This is a genomic window from Streptococcus equinus ATCC 9812 (genome assembly GCF_000187265.1).
Classification (GTDB): Bacteria; Bacillota; Bacilli; order Lactobacillales; family Streptococcaceae; genus Streptococcus; species Streptococcus equinus.
Genome location: NZ_GL698429.1, coordinates 1,188,596 through 1,202,928 on the forward strand (window position 1 = coordinate 1,188,596; position 14,333 = coordinate 1,202,928).

At 38.3% G+C, this 14,333-nt stretch carries 14 protein-coding genes and 1 tRNA gene; 1 reads left to right on the forward strand and 14 read right to left on the reverse strand.

The window, feature by feature from the left end; all coding sequences use genetic code 11:
- Positions 1-146: 146 nt before the first annotated feature.
- The 14 genes from glnA to rsgA form a co-directional block, all read right to left on the reverse strand.
- On the reverse strand, positions 147-1,493 hold the full coding sequence (gene glnA / locus HMPREF0819_RS05680; RefSeq protein WP_004233281.1) for a type I glutamate--ammonia ligase: 1,347 nt from the start codon (positions 1,491-1,493) through the stop codon (positions 147-149).
- Positions 1,494-1,541: 48 nt separating this feature from the next.
- Positions 1,542-1,913 carry a MerR family transcriptional regulator gene (locus HMPREF0819_RS05685; RefSeq protein ID WP_021143161.1) on the reverse strand — a complete coding sequence of 124 codons (372 nt, stop codon included), beginning with the start codon at positions 1,911-1,913 and terminating at the stop codon, positions 1,542-1,544.
- Between the two features lie 95 nt (positions 1,914-2,008).
- Positions 2,009-2,539, reverse strand: coding sequence for an FUSC family protein (locus HMPREF0819_RS05690; protein ID WP_004233283.1), 531 nt, complete (start codon positions 2,537-2,539; stop codon positions 2,009-2,011).
- 140 nt (positions 2,540-2,679) lie between these two features.
- The gene (locus HMPREF0819_RS05695; protein WP_004233284.1) at positions 2,680-3,876 is read right to left on the reverse strand and encodes a phosphoglycerate kinase; all 1,197 of its coding nucleotides are present in this window, start codon (positions 3,874-3,876) and stop codon (positions 2,680-2,682) included.
- A gap of 176 nt (positions 3,877-4,052) precedes the next feature.
- A complete protein-coding gene (gap, locus tag HMPREF0819_RS05700; protein WP_004233286.1) occupies positions 4,053-5,066 on the reverse strand; it encodes a type I glyceraldehyde-3-phosphate dehydrogenase in 1,014 nt (337 codons plus the stop codon).
- A gap of 205 nt (positions 5,067-5,271) precedes the next feature.
- Positions 5,272-7,350 carry an elongation factor G gene (fusA, locus tag HMPREF0819_RS05705; protein ID WP_004233287.1) on the reverse strand — a complete coding sequence of 693 codons (2,079 nt, stop codon included), beginning with the start codon at positions 7,348-7,350 and terminating at the stop codon, positions 5,272-5,274.
- Between the two features lie 198 nt (positions 7,351-7,548).
- The gene (gene rpsG, locus HMPREF0819_RS05710; RefSeq protein WP_004233289.1) at positions 7,549-8,019 is read right to left on the reverse strand and encodes a 30S ribosomal protein S7; all 471 of its coding nucleotides are present in this window, start codon (positions 8,017-8,019) and stop codon (positions 7,549-7,551) included.
- A 21-nt stretch (positions 8,020-8,040) separates the two neighbouring features.
- The gene (gene rpsL / locus HMPREF0819_RS05715) at positions 8,041-8,454 is read right to left on the reverse strand and encodes a 30S ribosomal protein S12 (protein WP_003066537.1); all 414 of its coding nucleotides are present in this window, start codon (positions 8,452-8,454) and stop codon (positions 8,041-8,043) included.
- 255 nt (positions 8,455-8,709) lie between these two features.
- A complete protein-coding gene (gene purR, locus HMPREF0819_RS05720) occupies positions 8,710-9,525 on the reverse strand; it encodes a pur operon repressor (protein ID WP_044023372.1) in 816 nt (271 codons plus the stop codon).
- Positions 9,526-9,680: 155 nt separating this feature from the next.
- Complete coding sequence (locus HMPREF0819_RS05725; RefSeq protein WP_004233293.1) at positions 9,681-10,622, reverse strand: 3'-5' exoribonuclease YhaM family protein; 942 nt, start codon at positions 10,620-10,622, stop codon at positions 9,681-9,683.
- Positions 10,612-11,826, reverse strand: a complete 1,215-nt coding sequence (locus HMPREF0819_RS05730) for a DNA recombination protein RmuC (RefSeq protein WP_419579851.1) — start codon at positions 11,824-11,826, stop codon at positions 10,612-10,614. The genes HMPREF0819_RS05725 and HMPREF0819_RS05730 overlap by 11 nt, the downstream gene beginning before the upstream one ends.
- A gap of 62 nt (positions 11,827-11,888) precedes the next feature.
- Positions 11,889-12,521, reverse strand: a complete 633-nt coding sequence (locus HMPREF0819_RS05735; RefSeq protein ID WP_004233295.1) for a thiamine diphosphokinase — start codon at positions 12,519-12,521, stop codon at positions 11,889-11,891.
- Positions 12,514-13,176: a ribulose-phosphate 3-epimerase gene (gene rpe, locus HMPREF0819_RS05740; protein ID WP_004233297.1), complete on the reverse strand. Its 663-nt coding sequence runs from the start codon at positions 13,174-13,176 to the stop codon at positions 12,514-12,516. The genes HMPREF0819_RS05735 and rpe overlap by 8 nt, the downstream gene beginning before the upstream one ends.
- Positions 13,177-13,182: 6 nt before the next feature.
- A complete protein-coding gene (rsgA, locus tag HMPREF0819_RS05745; RefSeq protein ID WP_044023373.1) occupies positions 13,183-14,055 on the reverse strand; it encodes a ribosome small subunit-dependent GTPase A in 873 nt (290 codons plus the stop codon).
- A 158-nt stretch (positions 14,056-14,213) separates the two neighbouring features.
- Here rsgA and HMPREF0819_RS05750 point away from each other — a divergent pair.
- Positions 14,214-14,302, forward strand: a tRNA-Ser gene (locus HMPREF0819_RS05750).
- The last annotated feature ends 31 nt before the right edge of the window (positions 14,303-14,333 follow it).

Here is a 14,333-nt window from a genome sequence, read left to right on the forward strand (position 1 = left end):
CTCAAAATAGTCTAACTATTCTGAATATTTATCTTATATTATACCACATTCCTGTTATTTAGAATAGTTCTTATTAAAACTTTCTAAATTGAGAATGTGGTTTTTGGTAAAAAAAAGACAGCTAGAAGCTGTCTTTTTACTACTTCTTAATAAAGATCTAGATAGTTGTCAATTTCCCATTGTGAAACGAAGGCCGCATAGCTTGACCATTCAATTTTCTTAGCTTCAACAAAGTTTGTGAAGATGTGGTTTCCAAGAGCAGCTTTAACCACTTCATCTTCTTGCAAAGCTTTAACAGCGTTGTGCAATGTTGATGGAAGGTCACGGATTCCTGCTTCTTTACGTTCTTCTTGAGTCATGATGTAGATGTTTGATTCAACTGGAGCTGGAGCTTCAATTTTGTTTTCAATACCATCGAGACCTGCTTCAAGAAGTACAGCAAGAGCAAGATATGGGTTAGCAGTTGGGTCAACAGAACGAAGTTCCAAACGAGTACCCATACCACGTGATGCAGGAATGCGAATAAGTGGTGAACGGTTACGTCCAGCCCATGCGATGTAAACGGGTGCTTCATAACCGGGAACCAAACGTTTGTATGAGTTTACAGTTGGGTTCATGATTGCAGTGTAGTTATAAGCATGTTTCATCAAACCGCCAAGGAAGTAGTAAGCTGTTTCTGACAATTGCATACCTTTTGGATCTTCGGTATCGAAGAATACGTTGTTTCCTTCATAGTCAAATAGTGACATGTTACAGTGCATACCTGAACCGTTGATACCAAATTTAGGTTTAGCCATAAATGTAGCATATAGACCATGTTTACGAGCAATTGTTTTAACAACAAGTTTGAAAATTTGAATGTTATCACAAGCTTTCAAAACATCAGCATATTTAAAGTCAATTTCGTGTTGACCAATCGCAACTTCGTGGTGACTTGCTTCAACTTCAAATCCCATTTCAGTCAAAACATTAACGATTTCGCGACGAGTGTTGTCAGCAAGGTCAGTTGGTGCAAGGTCAAAGTAACCACCACGGTCGTTTACTTCAAGAGTTGGTTCACCTTTTTCATCCAATTTGAACAAGAAGAATTCTGGTTCTGGACCAAGGTTAAATGATTTAAATCCAACTTTTTCCATGTGGCGAAGAGCACGTTTCAAGTTACCACGTGGGTCACCTGCAAATGGTTCACCTTCAGCAGTATAGATGTCACAAATCAAACCTGCTACTGCACCATTTTCACCACCCCATGGGAAGACAGTCCAAGTATCAAGATCTGGATACAAATACATGTCAGATTCATTGATACGCACAAAACCTTCGATTGATGATCCATCGAACATTGCTTTGTTTGACAATACCTTATCAAGTTGTTCATCAGTTGCTGGGATTTCTACGTTTTTCAATGTTCCTGTAATATCTGAGAACATCAAGCGTAAAAATGTAACATTTTTTTCTTTGACTTCGCGACGGATGTCAGCTGCTGTAATAGTCATGAATTTAGGTCTCCTTTTAAAACCGAAATAAACGAACGACGCTTATTTTTAGATGCGCCAATTGCTAATGTACTGTGATGGAGCCGAAAAACGGCCTTGGTTTCGGAGTTCATCTTGTAAGATTCGACGAACATCAGCATCAGTTAAAGATTTTTGCTTTTTAAGAGCCTTATCTTGTCTATCAGCATACTCTCGCTTGATAGCAGCAATATTTAGCCCTTCATCAAGGAAGTCTTTAATTTCAAGCAATCGATCCATATCATTTAATGAAAACATACGGCGATTACCCGATGTACGTTCTGGGGTTATTAATCCCTGATCTTCGTAATAACGAATCTGACGTGCAGTTAAATCGGTCAATTTCATTACTGTTCCAATAGGAAAAACCGCCATGGAACGTCTGAGTTCTTTTTCTTTCATGATGACCTCCTTCCGAGTATTATTATAGTCTGAAAATTCTAAACTGTCAACCCCATATGTCAGAAAATATAACATTAATCACTATTTTTTTATGACTATTTTTTCAGCATCTTGCGAAGTAAATCCACATCTGAATTAACAAGAATCGCCACAAAGACACCGCAAAAAGTTTCGAACACCCTAGCAAAAACATATAAAATGGTATCACCTGCTGGAATTGACAAGGTAATAATCAGAAGCGCAGCTGTTGCACCAATAATTCCAGACTTATTATTAATTGAAACATTAATCATAATACCAAGCATAGTAAAAATTGGAACAAAAACCAAAGTCACCCAGAATTGATTATGAAAAAACTGATTGATCAAGAAAAACAACAAAGATAGAAATCCACCTACACTATTTCCGATAATTCGTGAAAATCCAAAATGAACACTTCTATCAAAGCTCTCACGTAAACTAAAAACAGCTGTCAGCGTTCCAATCTGCAGCCCTTCCCAACCAAATAAATGAAATATTAACAAGACCAGAAAGACTGAGAGACCAGTCTTAAGTGTTCGCATACCAAGCTTGAATTTACTTGGATCAAATTTATAATTCGATAAAAGTTTTTTTAAGTACCTCATGACCCACACTCAAGTTTATTTTCTTTATTTTATCACATTTGAACTTTATCATGCTACACTTTTATACACTTGACTAAAAAGTTTTTAAGCAACAAAAAAGAGCCCATAAATAGGCTCTTTTATCCTCTTAAAAACGAGAATTATTTGTCTGTCAATGCAGCAAGACCTGGAAGAACTTTACCTTCGAGAAGTTCCATAGAAGCTCCACCACCAGTAGAGATCCATGAGAATTTGTCAGCGCGGCCAAGGTTGATAGCTGCAGCAGCTGAGTCACCACCACCGATGATTGATTTAACGCCTGGTTGTTTAACGATAGCGTCCATTACACCGATTGTACCAGCTTGGAAATCAGGGTTTTCGAACACACCCATAGGTCCGTTCCAAACAACTGTTTTAGCACCAGTCAATTCTTCGTCGAATTTAGCGATAGATTTAGGACCGATATCAAGACCAAGGAATCCAGCGTCTACAGCTGCACCTTCAGTATCTTTAACTTCAGTGTAGTCAGCAAAAGCGTTAGCTTCTTTTGAGTCAACTGGCAAGATCAATTTACCGTTAGCTTTAGCCAAAAGTTCTTTAGCAACTTCAAGTTTGTCTTCTTCAACAAGTGAGTTACCGATTTCGATACCTTGTGCTTTAAGGAATGTGTAAGTCATACCACCACCGATAAGAACTTTATCAGCTTTTTTCAACAAGTTTTCGATAACACCGATTTTATCTGAAACTTTTGAACCTCCAAGGATTGCGATAAATGGACGAACTGGGTTTTCAACAGCTTCTTGGATGTATGCAATTTCGTTTTCAAGAAGGAAACCTGCAACAGCTTTTTCAACGTTTGCAGAGATACCTACGTTAGATGCGTGTGAACGGTGTGCAGTACCGAATGCATCGTTAACGAAGATTCCATCACCAAGTGAAGCCCAGTATTTACCAAGTTCTGGATCGTTTTTAGATTCTTTTTTACCGTCAACATCTTCAAAACGAGTGTTTTCAACAAGAAGAACTTCACCATCTTTAAGGTTGTTGATAGCTTCTTCAAGTTTAGCACCACGAGTAACACCTGGGAAGACAACATCTTGACCAAGTTTTGCAGCCAAATCAGCAGCTACTGGAGCAAGAGATTTACCTTCTTTATCAGCTTCTTCTTTAACACGTCCAAGGTGAGAGAAAAGAATTGCACGACCACCTTGTTCGATGATGTACTTAATTGTTGGAAGAGCCGCAGAAATACGGTTGTCATTAGTGATAACGCCATCTTTCAAAGGTACGTTAAAGTCAACACGAACAAGAACTTTTTTACCTTTCAAATCAACGTCTTTAACAGTCAATTTAGCCATTGATAGGACTCCTTATATTTTTTTATACATGCTAATTATATCACAAAACCTCTAAAAGAGATAGTTAAATCAATAGAATTTGTCCCTATAACCCTTTTTAAAGGCCTAAAAATCAGGATTTTTGACAAACAAAAAAGAGAGGAATAAATCCTCTCTTTCACTAATCAACTCAATGATTATTTAGCAATTTTTGCGAAGTATTCAAGAGTACGAACAAGTTGTGAAGTGTATGACATTTCGTTGTCGTACCATGAAACAGTTTTAACCAATTGAGTACCGTCAGCTGCTTCAGTTACTTCTGTTTGAGTTGCGTCAAACAATGAACCGAATGAGATACCTACGATATCGCGTGAAACGATTGGGTCAGTGTTGTAACCGAATGATTCAGTTGCAGCAGCTTGCATAGCAGCGTTAACTTCTTCAGCAGTTACTTTTTTGTCAAGAACTGAAACAAGTTCAGTAAGTGATCCAGTTGGAACTGGTACACGTTGAGCATGACCTTGAAGTTTACCGTTCAATTCTGGGATAACAAGACCGATAGCTTTAGCAGCACCAGTTGAGTTAGGAACGATGTTTTCAGCAGCAGCACGTGCGCGACGGAAGTCACCTTTACGGTGTGGTGCGTCAAGAGTCATTTGGTCACCAGTGTAACCGTGAACTGTAGTCATTGTACCAACTTTAAGACCGAATGATTTGTTCAAAGCATCAGCCATTGGTGCAAGACAGTTTGTTGTACATGAACCAGCTGAGATAACTGTTTCAGTACCATCAAGAATTTCGTGGTTAGTGTTAAATACGATTGTTTTAACATCTGATCCACCAGGAGCTGTGATAACAACTTTTTTAGCTCCACCTTCGTGCAAGTGTTTTTCAGCAGCAGCTTTAGTTGCAAAGAAACCAGTTGCTTCAAGAACGATTTCTACACCATCGTTAGCCCAGTCGATTTGTTCTGGGTCACGTTCTGCAGAAACTTTAACGAATTGACCGTTAACTTCAAAACCACCATCTTTAACAACAACATCACCGTCGAAACGACCTTGAGTTGTATCGTATTTCAACAAGTGTGCAAGCATAGCTGGGTCAGTAAGGTCGTTAATACGAGCTACTTCAACACCTTCAACATTTTGGATACGACGGAATGCAAGACGACCGATACGACCGAAACCGTTAATACCAACTTTAACTACCATTAGTGATTTCCTCCTTATGAAAATCAAAAAAATTTTTTATTTTAAAAGGTTTCCCTTTTAGACAATTGTGAAAAGATTAACTTACGTAGGCACAAATCAACCTTTCAACGTTAGTATTATATAACTATTTCGCTAAAATTGCAAATATTATTACCGTTTTCATAATAAAAAAGGACGCTCTTTTGAGCATCCTTTCTATCAAAAATTATTCACCAGAATTTTTCTTGATGATTTCTTCTTGTACTGATTTAGGAACGTCTTCATAGTGGTCAAATACCATCATGAATGTACCACGTCCTTGAGTTGCAGAACGAAGAACTGTTGCGTAACCAAACATTTCAGCAAGTGGAACGAAGGCACGAACAATTTGGCTGTTACCATGAGCTTCCATACCATCAACACGTCCACGACGAGCTGTAACGTGACCCATAACGTCACCAAGGTTTTCTTCTGGAGCTGTGATTGTAACAAGCATCATTGGTTCAAGAATAACTGGGTGTGCAGTTTTAGCAGCTTCTTTAAGTGCAAGTGATGCAGCAATCTTGAAGGCTGTTTCAGATGAATCGACATCGTGGTATGAACCATCGTAAAGTTTAGCTTTAACGTCAACCATTGGGTAACCAGCAAGAACACCGTTAGCCATAGATTCTTGAAGACCTTTTTCTACTGCAGGGATGAATTCACGAGGAACGACACCACCGACGATAGCATTTTCGAATTCGAATCCTTTACCTTCTTCATTTGGAGTAAATTCAATCCAAACATCACCAAATTGACCTTTACCACCAGATTGGCGTTTGAAGAATCCACGTGCTTGAGTAGCTTGACGGAATGTTTCACGGTATGATACTTGTGGAGCACCTACGTTTGCTTCAACTTTGAATTCACGTTTCATACGGTCAACAAGGACGTCAAGGTGAAGTTCACCCATACCAGAGATAACTGTTTCACCAGTTTCAACGTTAGTTTCAACACGGAAGGTTGGGTCTTCTTCAGCAAGTTTTTGAAGAGCGATGCCCATTTTATCTTGGTCCGCTTTAGATTTAGGTTCAACCATCAATTGGATAACTGGTTCTGGAACTTCGATTGATTCAAGGATGACTTTAGCTTTTTCATCTGTCAATGAGTCACCAGTTGTAGTATCTTTCAAACCAACGGCAGCAGCGATATCACCAGCATAAACTGTTTCGATTTCGTTACGGTGGTTAGCGTGCATTTGAAGGATACGTCCGATACGTTCACGTTTACCTTTAGATGTGTTAAGAACGTAAGAACCGCTATTCAATACACCTGAGTAAACACGGAAGAATGTCAAACGACCTACGAATGGGTCAGTCATGATCTTGAAGGCAAGCGCTGCAAATGGTTCTTCATCTGACGCTGGACGTTCTTCTTCTTCGTCTGTATCTGGGTTAACACCTTTGATTGCAGGGATGTCAAGTGGGCTTGGAAGGTAGTCGATAACCGCATCAAGCATCATTTGAACACCTTTGTTTTTGAAGGCAGAACCACAAAGAACTGGGAAGAATTCAACGTTGATAGTTGCTTTACGGATAGCAGCTTTCAATTCACCTTCAGTGATTTCTTCACCTTCAAGGTATTTCATCATCAATTCTTCATCAGTTTCAGCAACTGCTTCGATCAATTTTTCACGATATTCGTTAGCTTGATCTACGTATTCAGCTGGAATATCTTCTTCAAGAATATCTGTACCAAGGTCGTTAGTATAGATTTCAGCTTTCATTTTAACCAAGTCAATGATACCGTTGAAGCTATCTTCAGAACCGATTGGCAATTGAATTGGGTGAGCGTTAGCTTGAAGACGATCGTGAAGTGTGCTTACTGAGTAAAGGAAGTCAGCACCGATTTTGTCCATTTTGTTTGAGAATACGATACGAGGAACACCGTATTCAGTAGCTTGACGCCAAACTGTTTCAGTTTGAGGTTCTACACCTGATTGTGAGTCAAGAACTGTTACCGCACCATCAAGAACACGAAGAGAACGTTGTACTTCGATTGTGAAGTCCACGTGTCCTGGTGTGTCGATGATGTTTACACGGTAGTCTTTCCATTGCGCTGTTGTAGCGGCAGAAGTGATTGTGATACCACGTTCTTGCTCTTGTTCCATCCAGTCCATTTGTGAAGCACCTTCGTGTGTTTCACCGATTTTATGGATTTTACCAGTATAGTAAAGAATACGCTCAGTTGTTGTTGTTTTACCAGCATCGACGTGAGCCATGATACCGATGTTACGAGTTTTTTCAAGTGAAAATTCGCGAGCCATTTTTTTCTCCTATTTTATATTTAGTTTACTACTTTATTATAACATACTTTTAGAACGGATAGGCAGGACCTACCCGTTCTAAAGATGTTTTATTAAATTTGATACTGTTTTGCCAAAAAAGTTTGACTAAACACTGCCCGAATACCAGTAGTAAAACAAGTTAAATGTATTCGAAGCTTCGTATCATTATGTTGCTGATTACCAGCGGAAGTGTGCGAATGCACGGTTTGCTTCTGCCATACGGTGTGTATCTTCGCGTTTTTTAACTGAAGCACCAGTGTTGTTAGCAGCATCAAGAATTTCTTTTGCAAGACGATCTTTCATAGTGTGTTCACCACGATCACGTGATGCGTTTACCAACCAACGAAGTCCAAGAGTTGTACGACGTTCTGGACGAACTTCAACTGGGACTTGGTAGTTAGAACCACCGACACGACGTGCACGTACTTCAAGAACAGGCATGATGTTTTCCATAGCTGTTTCGAATACTTCAAGTGCATCGTTTCCAGTAGCTTCTTTAATTTGTTCAAATGCATCATATACGATTGATGCAGCTGTACCACGTTTACCATCAAGCATAACACGGTTGATAAGACGTGTTACAAGTTGTGAATTGTATAATGGATCTGGCAATACTTCGCGTTTTGGCGCTCTATTTTTACGACTCATTCTTTCTTATCTCCCTTCTTATTATCCTTTAGGACGTTTAGCACCGTATTTAGAACGGCTTTGTTTACGGTCAGCAACACCTGCAGTATCAAGTGCACCACGAACGATGTGGTAACGTACCCCTGGAAGGTCTTTTACACGTCCACCACGGATAAGAACAACACTGTGTTCTTGAAGATTGTGTCCGATACCTGGGATGTATGCAGTAACTTCAATAAGGTTGCTCAAACGTACACGAGCGAATTTACGAAGGGCTGAGTTAGGTTTTTTAGGTGTCATTGTTCCAACACGTGTTGCAACACCACGTTTTTGTGGTGAAGATACGTTAGTTTGAACTTTTTTGTGGCTGTTGTAACCAACGTTAAGAGCTGGCGATTTAGATTTTTCAACTTTAGATTTACGTGGTTTACGTACCAACTGGTTGATTGTAGGCATCTACTTTTCTCCTGTAAGATTTTTATTTTGGTTGATAAGGCGCTTGGTGACAGTCCTTATCTAAAATGTGTACTTTGCAACATTTGTCAGCACGTCTCTGTACACTCTGGAGAGACCAAAAGTAAAAAGTACCGTTTTTAATAGTACCACATAACAAGCAATTTGTCAAATTATTTTGCTTATTTTTAACATTTTTAAGAAATAAATTAACAAGAACTTTTTGCAACAAAAAAAAGAGGCTCTCGCCCCTGAAAATTATTTGTCAAAAATGTTACCAAGTTCAACTTTAACATGATTGTTTTTAACGTCAATCTCTGAAACTTTCAACAATGATTTGTAGTTCATGCGGTCACGTTTTTCTTGTGCATTTTCAGCAAAGACTGCAACACCCACAAGAGTACTATCAAATTCAGTCAAAAGGCTAACCATACCAGAAATTGTACCCCCACCTTTAAGGAAGTCGTCGACAATCAAGACGCGGCTATTTGGTTTCAAGCTACGTTTAGACAAGAACATTTTTTCAATGCGATCGCTTGACCCACTTGCGTAATTGACTGAAACAGTTGAACCTTCAGTAATTTTAAGGTCTCGACGAACGATAACAAAAGGCACATTCAAAATGCTCGCTACTGCATTTGCAAGCGGAACACCTTTTGTCGCAACTGTCATAACAGCATCAATCTTGTGTCCTTTAAAAGCATTCGCAATAATACGTCCCACGCTTTGTAAAATGCGAGGGGTACTAAGCAAATCTGATAAATAAATATAACCACCTGGAAGGATACGGTTGCTTTCTGACATGCTGTCTCGCAAACCTTCGATAACCGATCTTGCTTCTTCTTCAGAAATTCCTGGTGTAAAAATGACACCTCCACTTGCCCCTGTTACTGTTTCAATTTCGCCGATGCCTGATTCTTCAAAAGCTTTTTTGATAATGGCGATATCTTCTGAAATAGAAGATTTTGCTGCCTCATATTTTTCGGCAAAAGTATTCAAACTTGTCAATTGATAAGGGTTGTTAATCAAATAGTTGGAGATGACAACCATGCGTTCACTACGTCGTAATTTCATAATTTCTCCATCTTTTAAGTATCTGTTTTTGTCATTATAACATAAGAAAGCGAAAAAAACGAACATTTTTATAAAAAAATGTTCATTTTATATATTTTTCCCTAATGTAAAGGCATTCTAGAAAGCAAAACATTAAAATATACAGTTTTTTTGTCTTATTTCAATTTTGGTTTGTAGAATGAGCGATTGTCCATAGCAAAAATACGATTTGTCATTTCACCTTCATCAACTCGGCTTAGTGCCGTTGTCATCATCATCATTTCAGCATCAATATTATCAATCATATGAATAATTTCAGCTTCCATAACACGAGGGCGAACAGGACTTCCGTATTCAAGCAATCCGTGGTGACTTAAGACAACGTGACGAAGAATAATCACATCTTCTTTTGTATCGTCAATATTTAGTTCAGTAAGAACTTTCGTGATTTCCTCATCAATCAAGGCAATGTGTCCAATCAGGTTACCACGAACGGTATATTCTGTATTATCTGGACCCGTTAACTCAATGACTTTAGCCAAATCGTGTAGCATAATTCCCGCATAAAGTAAGCTTTTATTAAGTTGAGGATAAACATCACCAATTGAATCAGCTAAACGCACCATTGTTGCTGTGTGATAAGCCAAACCAGACTCAAAAGCGTGGTGATTTGTTTTGGCAGCTGGATATGTAAAGAATTCTTTATCATATTTACGATAAAGTGCTCGGACAACACGTTGCCAAACAGCATTTTCAATTCTGAACATCATTTGTTCAAGATATTCTTTAACATCTAGAACATCCACAGGTGATTTTTCTTTAAAATCACGTGGATTATTCGGCTCACCTTCTCGCGTGTTACGCAAAGAAATTTGGTTCACTTGAGGCGTACCATTATAAACCTCACGACGCCCTTTCATATAAATGACTTTCCCAGCAGTAAATTCTTCAACATTGTATGGCTGTGCATCCCAAAGATTACCAGAAATTTGACCACTATCATCTTGGAAAGTAAATGCAATATAATCTTTTCCAGCTCTTGTCTTACGAAGCTCTGCAGATTTTATCAAGTAGAACCCTTCAAAAAGTTCATCCTTTTTCATTTGATTAATTTTCATGATTGTCCTCTTCTTCTAATGGCGGGAGGTTAAGTAAGCTCGTTGTCGCTTGATCTTGATAAGACTCAACTGTATTTAAAGCACGGATAATAGCATTTGTACGAGTTGAAATCAAACTGTCTAGGGTATTATTAGCGGTATTGATTTGTTTTTGCGCTTTTGCAAGCATGCTACCAAATTTCCCAAATTCCACTTTAACGTTGCCCAAAATTTTGCTAATGTCATTAGCATTTTTCTGAATATTAAGAGTTTTAAAACCAACAGCAAGTGAATTTAACAAAGCCGATAAGGTCGATGGACCAGCAACAACAATATTTTCATCACGTCGCAAACTGTCAAAGAAACTTGCATTGCGAACCACTTCTGAATACAAACCTTCTGTTGGCAAGAACATAATTCCGAAATTCGTTGTCTCAGGCGGGTTAAGGTATTTCTTATTAATATCTTTAGCGAAACGTTTGATGCTGTTTAAAAGTGATTTGCGATAAAGTTCAATCTGCTCTTTATCACCACTTTCATAAGCATCTTCCAAACGATAATAATCTTCCAAAGGGAATTTCGAATCGATTGGCAAGTAGACATGTCCGTCATCTTCAACACCTGGCAATTTAATCGCGTATTCGACACGCTCGCTCGAACCAGAAACCGTTGGAACTTCGCGGTCATATTGACTTGGCGTCATAATGTCTTCAATGATTTGACCAAGTTGCAATTCACCAAGAATACCACGAGTTTTGGTATTTGAAAGAACCTTGTTTAAAGTTCCCACGTCTTGAGCAACAGTTTTCATTTCACCCAAGCCTTGGTTTACAGATTCTAACTGTTTTGAGACTGTTTCAAAAGAAGCCTGCAAGCGATTCTGTAGAGTCTGTTCAAGTTTTTCTTCAACAGTCTGACGCATTTCTTCGAGGCGCTTCTCGTTAGAGGCTTGCATCTCTTTGACCGAATTTGTCAAATTACGATTAATAACCTCTAGACGTTGGTCAGAACGATCACGATTATCACTCAAGCTCTTATGAAGAACATCACGAATGTCATTCAATTGTGTATATAAATCATTTTGCAGACGATTCAGTTGGCTATTTAAAGCCAAAACTTGATCTTTTTGTGCTAAATCAAGTTGATACGATATTTGATCGGAGAGATTATCTGCATTGTCATCTAATTTTTGTGACATCTCATCAGTCAGTTTAGCAACCCTCATTAAAAGATAAGCGATTAAAACAAGACTAACAATTGCCACTAATAAAGTTATTACTAACATTTTTACCTATCCTTACTTTGAATAACGATGAGATAACCTGAGTCTAAGATAACTGTGATAGGCTGCTGGTCAAGAAATTCATTGCTTGAATAAATTTTTTTCTTGAAAAAATTGCTTGCATCTAAATTGTATTTTGCACCTGAAATAGCTAAATCAGCATCGCCATCAGCCATAAACGAAACATAAGTCATTCCATCTTCTGGCATAACATGACAAGTTCCAGCAGGATAAAATTGAACACTATTTTGCTTATCTCGTAAAATTATTTGTCGCATAAATGGTGCTATGTCAACATCTCCTGGTAAAAATAGATTTGACATCATGTGGTCAATTCGTCCACCAAACGCTCCAAAAATCGTGACTTGAGCCTTTGGATATTGCTCAAATACTTTTTTTAAAGCAAGTTCGGTATCAGTATCATCCTTTTCAGGAGATGCTTGAACAAAAGCTTTCGCTGTTTTTTTAATCAACTGCAATTCATCCTGACTGACAGAATCAAAATCACCAACAGCTAAATCAAGCGGAAGCTGATTTTCTATCAAAAATAAACTACCTCTATCGACACCAACATAAACATCAAAACCAGTGGAAAAATCTGCTAACTGACCACCAGCAAACACAGCTACTTTAATCATCTAAGGCCACACGTAATGTTTCTACTTGTGCGGCTAAATCTGTTGCTTTGAAAAGATATGAGCCTGCAACAAAGACATTTGCTCCTGCTTGATAACAAGCTTTAATTGTCTTGTTATCCACACCACCGTCAACTTCAATATCAAAGTCATAACCTTTTTCGTCACGGATTTTAGCAACTTTTTCTACTTTTTCAAGCATTTCTGGAATAAAGGCTTGACCACCAAATCCTGGGTTAACTGTCATGATAAGCACTTGGTCAACCAAACTCAAAACAGGTTCAATAGCTGAAACAGGTGTTCCTGGATTGATAACAACACCAGCTTTCATGCCAGCTTTTTTAATTTTTTGAAGAGCCCCATGAACGTGCAGTGTTGATTCTGCATGAATTGTCATGATGTCAGCACCTGCTTGAGCGAAAGCATCAACAAAGCGTTCTGGATTAACAACCATTAGGTGGCAATCAAAAATAAGTTTGCTGTGTTTACGCATACTAGCCACAACGTCTGCACCAAAAGTAATGTTAGGTACAAATTGACCATCCATGATATCAATGTGAACATATTCAGCACTTGTTTCTTCAATACGTTTTAGTTCTGAAGCGAAATTAGCATAATCAGCAGCTAAAATTGATGGAGCGATTTTATTATTTGACATGTGTACCTACTTTCTTTTTATAACTTTTTTGTATGTTTCGCGACGATTTTCAATTTCACTGAGAAATTGAAGATAGTTATCATAACGTGATTTCCAAAGTTCACCAGCCTCTAAGGCATCTTTGACCGCACAAGACGGTTCATGAGTATGTGTACATGAGCGGAATTTACAAAAACGGCTTAGGCGACGTAACTCTGGAAAAGCTTTGTTAAGGTCTTCTACATTAGTAATTTCGTAATCCAATGAAGAAAATCCAGGTGTATCAGCGATTTTCCCGCCATTCACGTTGTAAAAGCTAACTGCTCGTGTCGTATGGCGACCGCGTCCAAGGCTATCTGAAATTTCACCTGTTCCCAATTTCAATTCGGGAGCAATTTTATTTAATAATGTTGATTTTCCAACACCTGTTTGCCCCATAAAAACAGTGACCTTATCAGTTAAGAGCGGAAGTAATTCTTCTAAAGATGTACAGAAATGATATCCGATTTCTTGATATTGTTTTTGAATTGCCGCAATGTCATCAGGGTTTGTCAGTAAATCCATTTTTGAAATATAAACAATTGGCTCAATAGCCTTGTGCTCAAGTAAAACCAAGAAACGGTCTAATAAGTTTGCATTGAAATCTGGTTCTTTAGCAGACATGATAACCACCGCTTGATCAATATTAACAATTGGTGGACGGACAAGACTGTTTTTTCTGTCATGAATTGCTAAAATATAACCTTCTGAATGGTCTTCAGCTGAAAAATCAACAAAATCACCAACGTATGGTGTCTGACCTTTTTTTCTAAAATTTCCACGCGCACGCGTTTGATAAACTACTCCATCAGATTCTACATAATAAAAACCTGCTAGAGACTTGATAATTCTACCTTTCAAATGTATTTCCTTTTTTTCGATTGATAGTCCCATTATAGCAAAAAATAGGCTTTTATTCAGTAATCAAGCCCAAAGATTTCACTTGATTGTCTTTTTGAGATAAAAGGCGTATAATGGCCTTGTCTTTTATGAAGTACTACAATTATTGTGATTCATATGGAAAGGTGGCCCAGCTTGGTACGGCACCAGACTCGAAATCTGGCAAGTGGATTCTTTTCACACGCGGGTTCAAATCCCGTCCTTTCCTTTATATAGAAAAAAGGCCAGCGTTGTACTGC